Below are 13,816 nucleotides of genomic sequence, written 5' to 3'. Positions count from 1 at the left end.
ATTACAAACTGTCTAATAGTGAGATTTCTCACTTTTTAGTTTTGTTGACATTCCTTAATTTTGTGGAAAATCAAATTTAAACTCAATATGGCAGGTTTAACAAGTTCTTCGATAGGTAGAAAATATGCTATGGCACTTTCAGCGATGTTTTTGCTGATCTTTTTGTTGATGCATTTATCTACCAACATGACATCTGTTTTTAGTGAAGATGTCTTTAATTCGGCTTCTCATTTTATGGGCTACAATCCGGCGGTTCAGTTCCTGATGCAACCTATTTTAATGTTTGCTGTGATATTCCATTTTGTGATGGGATTCATTCTTGAAATAAGAAACAACAAGGCGCGTCCTATAAAGTACGCTGATAATAAGGGTTCTGCTAATTCTACCTGGATGTCTAGAAATATGATTATTTCCGGTGCTGTTATTTTAGCTTTCCTTGCTTTACATTTCTATGACTTTTGGTTTCCTGAAATGAACTTCAAGTACATCGAAGCAAACACGCCGGACGAAACGAGATATTGGGCTGAGCTTCATCGCAAATTTCATGATCTTTGGAGAGTGGTATTGTATGTAGTTGCTTTCGGGTTGCTTGGTTTGCACTTATCTCATGGTTTCCAGTCTTCATTCCAGTCAATTGGAGCAAGACATCCAAAATATACTCCGGTTATCAAGGCTTTCGGAAATTGGTATTCAATCCTTATTCCGCTTGGTTTTATTTTTATTGCAATTTTTCATTACGTAACTCAATAATATCAATATACTAATATGAGTAAATTAGATTCTAGAATTCCAGCAGGTCCTCTTAAGGATAAATGGAAAAATCATAAAGACCATATGAACCTTGTTGCGCCTAACAACCGTGATAAAATTGATATTATTGTTGTAGGTACAGGTTTGGCAGGAGGTTCTGCAGCAGCTACTTTGGCTGAGCAGGGATACAATGTAAAAGCATTCTGCTACCAGGATTCTCCAAGAAGAGCGCACTCGATTGCGGCTCAGGGAGGTATCAATGCAGCTAAAAATTATCAGGGTGATGGTGACTCTACATACAGATTGTTCTATGATACCATAAAAGGTGGTGACTACAGAGCGAGAGAGGCAAACGTTTACAGATTGGCTGAAGTTTCTGCAAATATTATCGACCAGTGTGTTTCTCAGGGAGTTCCTTTCGGGAGAGATTACGGCGGTCAGTTAGATAACCGTTCGTTTGGTGGGGTTCAGGTAAAAAGAACTTTCTACGCAAAAGGACAGACTGGTCAACAGTTGTTACTGGGCGCATATTCTGCAATGAGCCGTCAGATTGGTAAAGGCAGGATCAAAATGTACAACCGTCATGAAATGATGGAACTGGTAATTGTAGACGGAAAAGCGAGAGGAATCATCGCAAGAAATCTTGTAACAGGTGAAATCGAAAGACATTCTGCTCATGCTGTTGTAATTGCTTCTGGAGGTTATGGAAATGTATATTTCTTATCTACCAATGCAATGGGATCAAACGTTTCTGCGGCTTGGAAAATTCATAAGAAAGGAGCGTATTTTGCAAATCCTTGTTATGTACAGATTCACCCGACTTGTATTCCGGTTCACGGAACACAGCAGTCTAAACTGACTTTGATGTCTGAATCATTAAGAAACTCAGGAAGAATCTGGGTTCCTAAGAAAATTGAAGATTCAGTAGCGATCAGAGAAGGCAAATTGAGACCTGAAAATATTAAAGAAGAAGATAGAGATTATTATTTAGAGAGAAGATATCCTGCATTCGGAAACTTAGTGCCTAGAGACGTTGCGTCGAGAGCTGGTAAGGAAAGATGTGACGCTGGTTTCGGAATCGAAAATAATGATACTAAAGAAGGTGTTTATTTAGATTTCTCAACGGAGATTATCAAAAAAGGTAAAGAAGCCGCTATCGAAAAACATATTCACAATCCTACAGATCAGCAAATCTATGATTTAGGAAAAGCTTGGATTGAGGAGAAATACGGTAACTTATTTGTAATGTATGAAAAGATTACAGCTGATGATCCTTACAAAACGCCAATGAAGATTTATCCTGCAGTTCACTACACAATGGGTGGTGTTTGGGTTGATTATAACTTACAGTCTACAATTCCTGGATGTTTCGTAATCGGTGAAGCAAACTTCTCAGATCACGGGGCGAACAGATTGGGAGCTTCTGCTTTGATGCAAGGTTTGGCAGACGGATATTTCGTACTTCCTTACACGATTGCAGATTACCTTTCAGCAGACATCAGAACAGGAACAATTCCTACGACTTCTGGTGAATTTGACCAAGCTGAAAAAGAAATTAAAGAGAAAGTAGATTTCTTCTTAAATAATAAAGGAACTCATTCAGTAGATTATTTCCACAAAAAATTAGGACACATTATGTGGAATAAGGTGGGAATGGGAAGAACTCCTGAAGGTTTAAGAGAAGCTATTGCTGAAATTGCTCAGGTGAAAAAAGAATTCTGGAGCGATGTAAAAGTTCCTGGTGATGCAGATGGGATGAACACTGAGCTTGAAAAAGCGTTTAGAGTGGCAGACTTCATCGAACTTGGACAATTGATGGCTATCGACGCATTACACAGAAACGAATCTTGTGGAGGGCACTTCAGAGAAGATCATGCTACTCCTGAAGGTGAAGCAGAAAGAGATGATGTTAACTTTAAATATGTTGGAGCTTGGGAATATCAAACAGATGATATCACAACAGAAGTTCTGCACAAAGAAGACTTGATCTACGAAAACATTGAAGTTAAAGCAAGAAGTTACAAATAATCTCCAACCTATAAATAAATAATTATGAGTGCAAAAAAAGGCCTTCATCTTACCCTAAAAATTTGGAGACAAAAAAATAGCAAAACTAAAGGTCAGTTTGAGACCTACAAAATATCAGATGTTTCTACAGATTCTTCATTCTTGGAGATGTTAGACATTCTGAATGAAAACATTATCAACGAAGGAAAAGAGCCTATCGCTTTCGACCACGACTGTCGTGAAGGAATCTGCGGAATGTGTTCTCTTTACATTAACGGTAGAGCTCACGGTCCGGATACAGGAATTACGACGTGTCAGCTTCACATGAGAATGTTCAAAGACGGTGAAACCATCGTTATTGAACCTTGGAGAAGTGCAGCGTTCCCGGTTATTAAAGACTTAATTGTAGACAGAAGCGCATTCGACAGAGTAATGGCTGCAGGTGGTTTTATTTCGGTAAACACTTCAGGGAATACTTTGGATGCCAATGCAATTCCGGTTCCTAAAGAAGATGCAGACAAAGCAATGGATGCTGCAGCTTGTATCGGTTGTGGAGCTTGTGTTGCTTCTTGTAAAAACGGATCAGCTATGTTATTCGTTGGTGCTAAAGTTTCTCAGTATGCTCTTTTACCTCAAGGTAGAGTAGAAGCAAAACGTAGAGTTCTGAACATGGTGAAAGCTATGGATGAAGAAGGTTTCGGTAACTGTTCAAATACAGGAGCTTGTGAAGTAGAATGTCCTAAAGGAATTTCTCTTGAGAACATCGCTAGAATGAACAGAGAGTACATGGCTGCAATGGCAGACAGAGGATAATGTGTTCAAAAAATATATTTAAGATTTCGTCTTCTTCAATGAAGGCGAAATTTTTAGTTAAATCTTTCATAAAATCAATTATTAAATAGCAGTAAGTTTATTGAAAAACTTATTTTTGCCTAATTAGAAAATCAAAAATGAAAAAATATCTTTTGTTGTTTGTCATTGCAATATTTGTAATGTCTTGTTCAAAAAAAGTTGAAGTAAAAGGAAAAATTGCAGGAAGTGCTCCTCTAGAAAGAGTAGAATTTGTAGAAGCTTCAGGTGTGGCTACTTTGCCATTGATTAACATGGGTCTTGATAAGGACGGAAATTTCGCAGGAACTTTTGAAGCTCCTAAAAACGGAATGTATGTCATCAACTATGCAGGAAAACAAAACCTAATCTTCCTTAAAGGCGGTCAGTCTGTAAACATCTCAGGAAGTGCAGCTACATTTCCGAACGAATATGTTGTAACAGGTGATGCTAAAAATGATAATGATTTCTTCCAGGCTAGTCAGAAATTTCTTTCAACTTACGGTCAGGGGTTGAATATTCAGGAATTGATGGCAGGTGACGAAGCGAAGTATGTAAAAGGAATGCAGAAGATTGAAGCTGATATCAATAAAAATATCGATGAGAATGTAAAAAAATACAATCCGGGTAAAGAAGTAGTAGAGTGGAAAAGAACAGATGCTAAAACGGCAATTCTTAATCTTATGGTTAATTATGAAATGACGAAAAAGCAAATGTCTGGAAACCCTTCTTTCAAACCAGGAAAGGTATTTACAGATTATGAGAACAAATTAAAAGAAAACAATGACGAAATGGTGAAAACAAGCCCTTTCTACAGACAGTATCTTTTAACAAAAATGAGCCCTGATTTCCAAAAATTTGCTGAAGCAAAAAGCAAAGGAAAAACAGATATTACAACTTCAGAATTGTTTAATGATTTCTTGAAGTCTCAAAAAGAGGTTTCTCAAATTACGAAAGATTATCTATTGGCATTTGTAATGGCGCAATCCGATATTCATCCACAAACTCCAGCTAAAACGACTGATAAGATCAAAAAAATTATCGAAGAAGATATTAAAGATGCAGGAATCAAAGCTGATATCAAAAAGATGCAGTTTACAATCAACGGATTTAAGATCGGTGATGACGCTCCAGAAGCTTCATTAGTAAAAGCAGATGGTTCAGCTTATAAATTAAGTGATAACAAAGGAAAGCCTTATGTATTAGTTTTTTATGCATCTTGGAATCCTTACATTGCTGAAGGTACAGTTCCTGTATTGAAAGAAGTGGTGAATTTCTATAAATCTAAAATGAATTTCGTTTTCGTAAACCTTGATGATACCAAAGATCAATTTACGAAAACCAGCAATGCAATGTTGAAGGGAATTCAAGGAACTAATGTTTATGCAGAAGGAGGTCTTAATTCTGATATCGCTAAAAAATACGGAGTGTACGGATTCAAATTGCCAAACTTCATTGTAGTAGATAAAAACGGTAAAGTTGCAAGCAGGTCTTTTGTTAATTTAGGTGATGCAGACTTGATTACTGTTTTAGACAAACAAACAGGTCTTTCTGCTCCTAAAGTTGCTCCTCAGCAGCAAATGATGCCACAAATGAATATGCAGCCCGCTCCTCCAGTGGAAGGTGCTCCTCAGCAACCGGCTCAGACAAAATAATAAAACTTATACAATAGAAAAAAACCTTGTCTTCGGATAAGGTTTTTTTTATTGTATTTTTGCAATGTGAAACCGAATGGTGAATCAGTTTATAGAAAAAATAGAAAATTTACGGAGCTGAAAATAGAAAGTTGACTCCGTAGCGATAGAAATTGTTATGAGAAAGAAGAAAGATGTCATTCTTGAAAATATAAAATTGTTTGCCGCAGGTGCAAAAGGTGTTGCGATCGGAAAAACTGAAGAAGGAAAAACCGTTTTGGTTTCGGGAGCTATTCCGGGAGATGTAGTGAATGCAAGAGTGAAAAAGTCAAAATCAAAATATTTTGAGGCTGATGTAAAAGAGATTGTTGAGAAATCGCCGTTCAGAGTAGAACCGAAATGTATTCATTTTGGGACTTGCGGAGGTTGTAAGTGGCAGAATATGAGCTACGAGAAACAACTTGATTTTAAACAGGAAGAAGTTTACAATAATATTAAAAGAATCGGTGGGATTGATGATTTTGAAACTGTTCCGATTTTAGGTGCAGAAGAACAATATTTCTACAGAAACAAGATGGAATTTTCTTTCTCCAATGCAAGATGGCTGACTCAGTACGAGATTAGTTCTGAGGAAAACTACGGAAGCAGAGACGCTCTTGGTTTTCACATTCCGGGAATGTGGAGCAAAATTCTTGACTTAAAAGAATGTTGGTTGCAGGAAGATCCCTCGAACGCAATTCGTTTGGCAGTTCGAAATTTTGGAATTGAAAATGGCTTAGACTTTTTCGATGTTAGAGAGCAGAAAGGTTTTCTGAGAACTTTAATGATGAGACAAAACTCGAAAGGAGAGTGGATGGTTTTATTTCAGTTGTACAGGGAAGAAAAAGCAAACAGAACGAAACTTTTTGATTATTTACTAGAGTTATTCCCTCAAATCAAAACTTTGGTTTACGCAATCAATCCAAAACAGAATGATTCTATCTACGATTTGAATGTAGAAACTTATTTCGGTGAAGGATTTTTAATGGAAGAAATGGATGGTCTTAAATTTAAAATAGGTCCAAAATCTTTCTTTCAGACCAATTACAAACAGGCTTTAGAATTATATAGAAAAACTCTTGAATTTGCTGATTTGAAAGGTGATGAAATAGTTTACGATTTATATACAGGAACCGGAACGATTGCACAATATGTTGCGAGAAACGCAAAACACGTCATCGGAATTGAATCTGTGCAGGAAGCAATCGATGCTGCAATTGAACATGCTGAATTAAACGGTTTGACCAACACAACATTCTATTGTGGAGATATGAAAAATGTCTTCAATGATGAATTTATGGAAAATCATCCGAAAGCAGATGTATTAATCACCGACCCGCCAAGAGATGGAATGCACCAAAAAGTAGTGGAGCAAATTTTAAAACTAGCCCCTGAAAAAGTAGTTTATGTAAGCTGTAATTCGGCAACTCAGGCAAGAGATTTAGCCTTAATGAAAGATCACTATACTTTGGTGAAAATTTTACCTGTTGATATGTTCCCACAAACTCATCATGTAGAAAATATTGCGTTATTGGTGAAAAAATAATTATTTAAATTTGAATAGATAAAATCAAAATATTATTGAATATGATAAAGAACTGTAAAGCATTCTTCTTATTAGCAGCTTTAGTTTTCTGCCAACAAAACTTATTTTCGCAAGAAAAACCTAAAGATTCTGTTGCTGCAAAAACAGATACTGCAAAAGTAAAAAAAGACGATAAAAAGAAAAGCCTGATCAAACCTTTTAAAGAAATCATTACCGATAAAGCGGTTTCTGATCAAGGGGTTTTTACAGTTCATAAAGTAGACGACAAATATTATTTTGAAATTCCGGATTCTATGTTGAAAAAAGAATTTCTATTGGTGACAAGATTAACGAAAGCTGCTGCGGGAATGCGTTCCGGAACTTCAGGTTATGCAGGAGATCAGATCGGGCAGCAAGTAATTGCTTTTGAAAAAGGTCCAAAAGATAAAATTCTTTTAAGATCAATTTCCCATGTTGATTATGCAAAAGATTCTACTTCAGATATGTACAATTCGGTAACGAGAAACAATGTGCAGTCTATTATAAAATCTTTTGATGTAAAAGCTTACGGAATTAAGAAAAACTCGTCTGTTATTGAAGTAACTGATGTTTTAAATACTGATAACGAACTGACTTCTTTTTCTGTTTGGTCTAAAGATTCTTACAGAGTCGGAGTTTTTCAGAAAGATATGTCATTTGTGAATTTTGTTAAATCTTTCCCGACAAATATTGAAATCAATACCACTAAAACTTTTGCAAGAACTTTAGGAACTCCTGCGACTCCGGCTATTCCGGGGCGACCGGCTCCGAAAATCAGTGGAAATTATACAGTAGAAATTAACTCTTCATTTGTTCTTCTTCCGGAAAATAAAATGCAGTCGAGATATTTTGATCCGAGAGTTGGATATTTTACGGTTGGATACACAGATTTTGATCTTGATCCTCAAGGCGTAAAAAGAATTTCTTTAGTTAAAAGATGGCGTCTTGAGCCAAAACCCCAGGATTTGGAAAAATACAATAGAGGAGAATTGGTAGAACCTGCAAAACCGATTGTATTTTACATTGATCCTGCAACTCCGAAAAAATGGGTTCCTTATTTAATACAGGGAGTAAATGATTGGCAGAAAGCTTTTGAAAAAGCCGGTTTCAAAAATGCAATTGTTGCAAAAGTTCCCGATCCGAAAGTAGATACAGAGTGGAGTTTGGAAGATGCAAGATTTTCGGCGATTGTTTACAAGCCTTCAGATGTTCCGAATGCTTCAGGTCCTTCAATTGCAGATCCAAGAACAGGTGAAATTCTGGAAAGTCATATCAACTGGTATCATAATGTGATGTTGCTGTTGAGAAACTGGTATTTTGTACAGGCTTCGCCAAATGATCCGAGAGCGAGAAAAATTGAATTTGAAGATAAATTAATGGGTGAGTTGATCCGTTTTGTGTCTTCTCATGAAGTTGGACATACTTTAGGTTTGAGACATAACTATGGTTCAAGTTCGACGGTTCCTGTTGAAAAATTGAGAGATAAAAAATGGCTGGAAAAGAACGGTCATACTCCTTCAATTATGGATTATGCAAGATTTAATTATGTTGCACAACCGGAAGACAATATCGGTGATGCCGGAATTTTCCCGAGAATCGGAGACTACGATGATTGGGCAATTGAGTGGGGCTATAAAAGATTTAATCAATTTAAAACTCCGGATGCAGAAAAAGAATACCTGAATCAGTGGGTAATTAAAAATCTTAAGAATGAAAGACTTTGGTTTGGTACAGAATCCAATCCTTTAGATCCAAGATCACAAAGTGAGCAAGTGGGTGATAATGCAATGATTGCAAGTACATACGGAATCAAAAATCTGCAAAGAATTGTTGATAATTTAGAAAAATGGACGAAAACTCCAAACGAAGATTACGCAAATCTTGATATGATGTACGATCAGGTGACAACACAGTTCAGAAGATATTTGGGACACGTCTCAAAATATATCGGCGGACAAATGGAAACTCCGAAAACTGCTGAGCAATCTGGAGCAGTTTATGAAGTTGTAGCTAAAAAAGATCAGAAAGAAGCTATGAAATTTTTAAATGAAAATATTTTCACAACTCCTCAATGGCTAATCAAAAAAGATATTTTTGAGAAAACAGGAAAAACTCCTGTGAAGACAATTGAAGAAATTCAGAATGGTGTTTTGGGAAGAATTTTAAGTCCGATGGTTTTGCAGAATATGTATCAGATGGAAGCCGTTGAGCCGAATACTTATTCTGTGATTGAATTGCTTGCAGATTTAAATACTTCAATTCTTAAAAATGAAAATGCAGATATTTACGGAAGAAATCTTCAGAGAAATTATATCGATTCTTTAATAAAACTCGTTGATAATAAATCCTCAGACAAATCTGATGTTTCTGCTTTGATAAGAGGAAATTTAAATACAATCAAAAAAGAACTTTCAGCAAAACCAGCTTCAGATTTGGTGAATAAATATCATTATGAAGATTTGGTTTTCCGTATTGAAAAGGCTTTAGATCCAAAATAATTTAAAAATGAAAAGATTACTGTCATTTCTTATATTATCACTTATAATGATTTCCTGTGGTGGAGACGACGACATCTGTGAAAGCGGAGAAGGCACGCCGAGAATGAAAATCATGTTTAAAAACGCAGACAAGATCACAACATTAGATTCCGTGAAAGTATATGTTGATTACGGAGTGAGAACTGTTGATCTTGGATGGAGCAGAAATGCAGATTCAATCTTAATTCCGCTTCGTGTTGATGATTCTCCTTACACCGAATTATTTGTGAAAACCCAGAGAAAAGGAGATTCATCAAAAGTGCGTATAAATTACACCACAAAATCAATTTACGTTTCACCAGGTTGCGGAGCTAAGCTAAATTACGAAAATGTAAGCGGACAATTATTAAAAGCAACTCCTGTCGTAAAAATAGAATCTGGACAAAACTTTATTCAAAATGAAGAAAAAACTAATCTTTACCTCGTTTTTTAGTCTTTTGGGACTGCTGTTTTCTGCACAGGAAAAGAAGGAAGCCGTAAAAGAAAAATGGAAATATGAACCCAACTTTATGGTTGGTGTTGATGTTTTGAATACGGGTGTTTCATTTTTCTCAGACAGACAGTTATTTCAGGGTTTTGTTTCATCAAAAATAAAAGACAACATCCACGGAATTGTGGAAGCAGGATTTGAGAAAAATATTTATCAAAAAAATGGCTACGATGCAACTGCGAACGGTCCTTTTTTCAAAATTGGAGCATTTTATATGTTGGCAAAAGACCGCGAAAATGAATTCAATGGTTTCTATGGAGGAGCAAAAATAGGAGGTTCATTTTATAATCAGGAATATTTTGCAATTCCGATTCGTGGTTTTGGTGGAAGTAGTTCATCTATTTCTTTGCCGGCATCATCACAGTCATCTTTTTGGCTTGAAGGAACAATTGGTGGAAGAGTTCAGCTTTTTGAATCCAATTTTTTCATTGACGTAAATATGCAGCCAAGATATTTGATGGTAACTTCAAAACAGGATGAAGTTGTTCCTATGATCGTTCCCGGTTTTGGAAGAAGTTCTTCTAAATTTTTGATGGGATTTTCTTGGAATATTGCGTATAAGTTTTAAAAATATTCAATTATATTAGGTCCGATAGTTAATATATAAGAATAAGTTGTTTTTCTCTTGCAAACTATATATAGATCAATATATAATGTAAGAGATTGCAATATTATAAGATAATTTGAAAAATATTATAATTTTTATTTTGTGATTTTAACATAATTACTAGTATATTTATGTATATGTAGTAATTTAAAAGCAGTATATTTGAAAATTAATAATAATTCATTTTATGAAAAAATTCATTACTACTTTATTTTGTAGTGTAATTGGTGTCTCTGCTTTCGGACAATGGACTTCCACTACAGTAAAGAGAGGGTCTCAAATTGACCCTACACAGATACAATCTCATTATAAGTTAGATCTTAATAAAATTAAAAATCAGCTTAAGGATGCTCAAGAGACGGGACCCAATGCAAAATCTGTTGAAATTTTATTACCAACATTAAGAGGGAAAATAGAGAGATTTGCAGTATACAGTTTCCCTGTAATGGTCAAAGACCTTGCTAATCAATATGATCTGGGATCTTATGTTGGTGTGGGTATTGACGACCCATCAAAATTTTTAAGATTTTCTGTTGCTCCTAATGATTTTCAGTCGATGATTATCAAAGATGGAAAATATGAATTCATTGATGCCCAAAATGCTGACAAAACCATTTATGGAGTTCATACAAAATCTGAAACGCCTAATGGTAAAAGTTTTACTTGTAGCACATCGGAAGATCCTATATCTGTAAATCAATTGGGACAACTGAAGCTTGCCGGACAATCTTTTAACAATCAACCTACAGATTTCGCAAAAAGTTCTGATAAAAAATACAGAACGATGAGATTGGCAATTTCAGCTACTGGAGAGTATACCGCTTTCCATGGTGGAACGGTTGCGTTAGCACTTGCTGCCATCAATGCAACAATGACAAGAGTAAATGGAGTATTTGAAAAGGATTTAGCTTTACATTTAAATATTCAGAATTTTCCAAATATCATTTATACAGATGCTGCTACAGATCCGTATACTGGAAATTTGAATGTTCAATTGCAACAGACATTAACAGCTAATGTTGGTAATGCAAATTATGATATTGGCCATGTTTTCAATGCAGCGGGTAATAACGGAAATGCCGGTTGTATTGGTTGTGTATGTATTAATCCTGCTACATCAACTACTACTGCGAAAGGTTCTGGTTTTACTCAAAGTACAAGTCCTGTAGGGGATACATTTGATATTGATTTTGTAGCTCACGAAATGGGTCATCAATTGGGTGCTAATCACACTTTTGCTCATAGTATTGAGGGATCTGGAGTAAATATGGAGCCGGGATCAGGATCAACAATTATGGGATATGCAGGTATTACAAATGCAAATGTGCAGATGAATTCTGATCCATATTTTCATGTAGCAAGCATTGTACAGATTCAGAATAATTTAACGGCTAAAACTTGTGATGTAGAAACAGTAATTACAAATAATCCTCCAACAATTGCAGCGCTTCCTACTTACACTATTCCGAAAGGTACTGCGTTTGTACTTACAGCTTCAGCAACTGATTTAGAAAATGATCCATTAACATATACTTGGGAAGAGTTTGATGATGCAGGAGCTGTAGTAAATGGAGCAATCACAGGAGGTCCAATTACAGCAGCGAATTTAGGGAATACTACTTATGGAGCATCATTTAGATCATTTTCTCCAACAGCAAGTCCTACAAGATATTTTCCTAAGTTATCATCAGTTTTAAATGGTGTTTTAAATAATGCAAATAATGGATGGGAATCAGTTTCAAATGTAGAAAGATCATCTAGTTTTGCTGTTACAGTAAGAGATAATAATCTCAATCCGTTGGAACAGCAGACTCGGTCTGCACTTCAGACAATCAACGTAGGAGCTGATGGTCCGTTTAAATTGAATGATCAGTTTCAATACGGATATAGTAATTTGTCTTCTCCAATTTTGTGGGATGTAGCAAATACTTCTGTCGCACCATATAATGTGACAAATGTTAAAGTAGATTATACAACTGATAATGGTACAACTTGGAATGTGTTGTTTGCTTCAACTGCAAATGATGGTACAGAAAATTTTATATTTCCTGCTTCTTTAAATAATCAAAATATTAAATTAAGAATTTCTGCAATAGGAAATGTTTTTTATGCAGTAAAATCTGTTTATGTTACAACAAGTGTAGGATGTGGGGCAGCAATAAGTGGTATCAATATTACTAATGTTACTTCAAATTCAGCTGCTATTAATTGGGCTCCCGTAACGGGGGCGGCATCTTATGTAATTAGATATAAAAAAACTACTGATACTGCATGGCAACAAACAACATCTTCTACAAACACGGTAAACCTTGCAAGTTTGACGGCAAGTTCAGTTTATGAAGTGCAAGTTGCTTCAGTATGTGGAACCCAATCTCCATTCTCTGCAAGTACAAATTTCACAACATCGGCTACAACATATTGTACTGTTTCAGCTGTTAATTCGCAGCAATATGAATATATATCTAATGTAACTTTATCTAAAAATTCGGTTCCTTTATTTACAAATACATCAGGACCATCCAATTACACAAGTTATACTGCAAATGTTGCTCTTCAGCCTAATTTGGCTACAAACACTTCATATGACTTATCAATTACAGTAACAGATCCTGATTATGATACAGCTGTTGTGTTCATAGATTTTAATAAAAATGGAGTCTTTGAAAATTCAGAAAGAGTTTTGAATTATCCTGTAGCAGTACCAACAGCACCAATTACAGGTTCATTTACCGTTCCTGGTAATCCGGTTTTAGATCAGCCATTAAGAATGAGAGTGATTTTATATTACGCAGGATCAGCTAATGCAGGAGGTTCATTAGGCACGGCTTTTGCTGGATGCGGAACATTTAATTATGGCGAAGTAGAAGATTATAATGTTGTGGTAAGTAGTGCGCTTGGCACTAATGACTTGAATATTAATCATAATGGAATTCAGATTTACCCTAACCCGGTAAGTGATATTTTGAATGTGACTAAAGTTTCTGACAAAGCAACTTATAAAATTTACAGTGCAGCAGGTCAGTTGGCAAATAGTGGAAATATTATTGACGGGAAAATTAATGTAACCTCTTTAGTTAAGGGTACATATGTAATTTCTATTGAAGATAAAGGAAAAGAAAGTTTCAATTCTAAATTCATCAAGAAATAATAAATTGCTTTTAACAACTAAAAATCCTCAAGTTTACTTGGGGATTTTTATATTATAATCATAACTGGGTTTTTGATGTAGTTACTATAAAAAAAACGAGTAAATATATTACCAAATAATAAAAATTGTTTAGATTTGTAGTTAATTTAAAAATAATTGATGCCTATGACAAAATCGTTTACTTTTTTAATTCCTTTTCTGGCAACAGAACA

At 35.3% G+C, this 13,816-nt stretch carries 9 protein-coding genes; all 9 read left to right on the top strand.

What is annotated here, in order from left to right:
• The first annotated feature begins 87 nt into the window (after window positions 1-87).
• Entirely contained in the window at window positions 88-750 is a 663-nt protein-coding gene (locus K0R77_RS11040) for a succinate dehydrogenase cytochrome b subunit (RefSeq protein ID WP_300352201.1), read from the top strand.
• Window positions 751-765: 15 nt separating this feature from the next.
• Window positions 766-2,778 carry a fumarate reductase/succinate dehydrogenase flavoprotein subunit gene (locus K0R77_RS11035; protein ID WP_300352199.1) on the top strand — a complete coding sequence of 671 codons (2,013 nt, stop codon included), beginning with the start codon at window positions 766-768 and terminating at the stop codon, window positions 2,776-2,778.
• 24 nt (window positions 2,779-2,802) lie between these two features.
• Entirely contained in the window at window positions 2,803-3,570 is a 768-nt protein-coding gene (locus tag K0R77_RS11030) for a succinate dehydrogenase/fumarate reductase iron-sulfur subunit (RefSeq protein WP_300352197.1), read from the top strand.
• 137 nt (window positions 3,571-3,707) lie between these two features.
• Window positions 3,708-5,240: a TlpA disulfide reductase family protein gene (locus K0R77_RS11025; protein WP_300352195.1), complete on the top strand. Its 1,533-nt coding sequence runs from the start codon at window positions 3,708-3,710 to the stop codon at window positions 5,238-5,240.
• Window positions 5,241-5,397: 157 nt separating this feature from the next.
• A complete protein-coding gene (gene rlmD, locus K0R77_RS11020; RefSeq protein ID WP_300352193.1) occupies window positions 5,398-6,804 on the top strand; it encodes a 23S rRNA (uracil(1939)-C(5))-methyltransferase RlmD in 1,407 nt (468 codons plus the stop codon).
• Between the two features lie 41 nt (window positions 6,805-6,845).
• A complete protein-coding gene (locus K0R77_RS11015) occupies window positions 6,846-9,320 on the top strand; it encodes a zinc-dependent metalloprotease (RefSeq protein ID WP_300352192.1) in 2,475 nt (824 codons plus the stop codon).
• Window positions 9,321-9,327: 7 nt separating this feature from the next.
• Window positions 9,328-9,792, top strand: a complete 465-nt coding sequence (locus tag K0R77_RS11010; RefSeq protein WP_300352190.1) for a DUF6452 family protein — start codon at window positions 9,328-9,330, stop codon at window positions 9,790-9,792.
• Entirely contained in the window at window positions 9,758-10,417 is a 660-nt protein-coding gene (locus K0R77_RS11005; protein WP_300352188.1) for a DUF6048 family protein, read from the top strand. The genes K0R77_RS11010 and K0R77_RS11005 overlap by 35 nt, the downstream gene beginning before the upstream one ends.
• Window positions 10,418-10,643: 226 nt before the next feature.
• Window positions 10,644-13,604 (top strand): reprolysin-like metallopeptidase, encoded by a 2,961-nt coding sequence (locus K0R77_RS11000; RefSeq protein ID WP_300352186.1) that lies wholly within the window; start codon window positions 10,644-10,646, stop codon window positions 13,602-13,604.
• The last annotated feature ends 212 nt before the right edge of the window (window positions 13,605-13,816 follow it).

The organism is Chryseobacterium sp. (assembly GCF_029240215.1).
Classification (GTDB): Bacteria; Bacteroidota; Bacteroidia; order Flavobacteriales; family Weeksellaceae; genus Chryseobacterium.
The sequence above is the reverse complement of the archived record's forward strand: the minus strand, read 5'-3'. Positions and strand labels throughout refer to the sequence as shown.

Excerpts from the sequence above, each read along its gene's own strand:
- K0R77_RS11000 (WP_300352186.1), top strand. The coding sequence starts at position 10,644 with ATGAAAAAATTCATTACTACTTTATTTTGTAGTGTAATTGGTGTCTCT.
- K0R77_RS11015 (WP_300352192.1), top strand. The coding sequence starts at position 6,846 with ATGATAAAGAACTGTAAAGCATTCTTCTTATTAGCAGCTTTAGTTTTC.
- K0R77_RS11010 (WP_300352190.1), top strand. The coding sequence starts at position 9,328 with ATGAAAAGATTACTGTCATTTCTTATATTATCACTTATAATGATTTCC.
- K0R77_RS11035 (WP_300352199.1), top strand. The coding sequence starts at position 766 with ATGAGTAAATTAGATTCTAGAATTCCAGCAGGTCCTCTTAAGGATAAA.
- K0R77_RS11040 (WP_300352201.1), top strand. The coding sequence starts at position 88 with ATGGCAGGTTTAACAAGTTCTTCGATAGGTAGAAAATATGCTATGGCA.
- K0R77_RS11005 (WP_300352188.1), top strand. The coding sequence starts at position 9,758 with ATGAAGAAAAAACTAATCTTTACCTCGTTTTTTAGTCTTTTGGGACTG.
- K0R77_RS11030 (WP_300352197.1), top strand. The coding sequence starts at position 2,803 with ATGAGTGCAAAAAAAGGCCTTCATCTTACCCTAAAAATTTGGAGACAA.
- rlmD (WP_300352193.1), top strand. The coding sequence starts at position 5,398 with ATGAGAAAGAAGAAAGATGTCATTCTTGAAAATATAAAATTGTTTGCC.
- K0R77_RS11025 (WP_300352195.1), top strand. The coding sequence starts at position 3,708 with ATGAAAAAATATCTTTTGTTGTTTGTCATTGCAATATTTGTAATGTCT.